At 68.8% G+C, this 2067-nt stretch carries 2 protein-coding genes and 1 pseudogene; all 3 read right to left on the bottom strand.

Annotation, left to right across the window (positions count from 1 at the left end):
- Nucleotides 1–536 (bottom strand): thiamine pyrophosphate-binding protein (locus LPZ50_RS24450; RefSeq protein ID WP_268903632.1); only part of this gene is annotated, 536 nt, incomplete at its 3' end.
- Nucleotides 537–638: 102 nt separating this feature from the next.
- Nucleotides 639–1631 carry a Bug family tripartite tricarboxylate transporter substrate binding protein gene (locus tag LPZ50_RS24445; protein WP_230665430.1) on the bottom strand — a complete coding sequence of 331 codons (993 nt, stop codon included), beginning with the start codon at nt 1629–1631 and terminating at the stop codon, nt 639–641.
- Nucleotides 1628–2067 (bottom strand): annotated as a pseudogene (locus tag LPZ50_RS24440) (succinate dehydrogenase/fumarate reductase flavoprotein subunit); the annotation flags it as partial. The gene LPZ50_RS24445 and the pseudogene LPZ50_RS24440, both read right to left, overlap by 4 nt.

The raw sequence follows: 2067 nt of genomic DNA, 5'->3' as shown, positions 1-2067 counted from the left end.
GTGCGCGCGGCAGGCGTGGCGCCCTCGGCCGCATCTTCCAGGGCATCAGTGGGCAGGCTCAGGTGCACGGGGCCGGGCCTGCCGCTGCGCGCCACGCGGCAGGCCCGCGCAAAATCCGCCCCCATCGCGCCGGCCGCGCTGACGGCCCACGACGCTTTGGTCACCGGTGCCGCCATGGCGGCCTGGTCCATTTCCTGGAACGCGCCCCATCCGGCCTGCCGGTTGGGCGCGTGGCCCGACAGGAGCACCACGGGCGACTCGGACATTTGCGCGGTGTACAGGGCCGACACGGCATTGGCATGGCCAGGGCCGCCGGTCACCAGGGCAACGCCCGGTTCGCCCGTCAGGCGCGCCCAGGCATCGGCCATGTGCACCGCCGCCGCTTCGTGCCGCACATGAACCAGTTCGATGTCCGCCGACAATGCGGCATCGAAGACAGGCATGATGTGATTGCCCGACAGAGTGAACACGCGGGTAACCCCCGCCGCCCGGATCGAACGGGCCAACGCATCGGCACCGCGAAATGAAACTGCCATCGAAAGCGCTCCTTGATCTGGCCTGGTCCGGCCTGCCACCTGCCTGTCATCGAGCCGGCGCCTGGCGCCGGGTTGTCTGCCTGCACGCGCGGACATTCTCCATTATTTCAGCGATATGCCCGTCGCGCGCCCCAGTTTTTCATAGACTTGCACCTGCGCCTGCACGAACTGGCGGGTGGGCTGCGCGGCACGCACATCGGGCACGCTGCCCAGCCTGCGCGTGCCATCTGTCCAGGCCTGGTCGGACGCCACACTGCGCAACACGTCGGCCCACTTGCGCACCGCGGCAGCATCCATGCCCGGCGGGCCGTACAGCGCGCTCCAGCCGGTAATCACCTCGAGCTGCGGAAAGCCGGCCTCGCGCGCCGTGGGCACCTCGGGCAAGGTATCCAGGCGCTGGGGCGTGGTGGTCACCAGCGCCCGCAAGCGGCCGTCCTGCAAGGGGCCGGATATCGGCGCGTAATTGGTACAGACAAAGTCCACCTGGCCCGACATGGCGGCCAGCGTGGCCTCGCCCGATCCTTTATAGGTAATGGGCATGGCCGCGGTCGCCGACACATCCAGCAAGCTGAACAGCAACTGCGGCCCCAGGTTCAGCACCGTGGCGGGACCGGTGGTGGCATAGTTCAGCACCCCGGGCCGCTCGCGTATGGCGGCGATCAGGTCTGCCAGCGTGCGATGCGGTGATTTCGCGGGCACGGCGCATACATAGGGGTTCAGTTCCAGCAGGCCCAGGAAGGTGAACTCATCCCAGCGATAAGCCAGGCTGGGCTGCAGCGCAGGCAGAATGGCCTGCGAACCCACGCGGGCCATCAACAGCGTGTAGCCGTCGGGGTCGGCTTCTTTCACGAACTGCGAGCCGATGGCGCCGTTGGCGCCAGCGCGGTTCATCACTACCAGCGGTTGCCCCAGGTACTGCTGGGTGACGGCAGCCAGATTGCGCGCCGCCAGGTCGGCATCGCCGCCCACGCTGAAGGGGGTTACCAGTGTCACGGGCCGCTGCGGATAGGACTGAGCCGTCGCCGCGCCGGCCAGCGCCAGGCTGCCCGCCAACCAGAACGCGGCCGCCAGCCGCCGCCTGACATTCGTTTTCATGCCGCCTCCTGAGTCAGCAAGGTCTGGCCCGGGCGCACGCGCGTAAAACGCACCGGCTGCCGGCTGACCTGCATGGTTGTCTCCGCCTGCGTCACCACCGAAAACCACGAATGCTCCAGATCGCGCACGTCGGGATGGTCGGTGCGGAAGTGGGCGCCGCGCGAATCTTCGCGGGCCAGCGCCGCACGCACGATGGCTTCGCTGACGTGGATCAGGCTGTCCAGGTTCAGCCAATCGTGCCAGGCCATGTTGTAGGCAAGCGTGCCGTGCGCAACGCCCAATGCTTCCAGGTCGGCGCGCAGCCCGCCCAGCGCATCCAGCGCACGGTTCAGGCCCGCCGCATCGCGCACGATGCCGGCGTCGTCCCACATTACGCTGGACAGCCGTTCGCGCAAGGCATGCAGGTCGCCGCCCGGGCGGCCCAGCGGCGCGCGCA

The sequence above is a fragment of the Bordetella petrii genome, from assembly GCF_020991325.1.
GTDB classification, from domain to species: Bacteria; Pseudomonadota; Gammaproteobacteria; order Burkholderiales; family Burkholderiaceae_B; genus Bordetella_A; species Bordetella_A petrii_E.
Note: the sequence above shows the minus strand (reverse complement) of the source record. Positions and strands in the feature narration are given on the sequence as shown.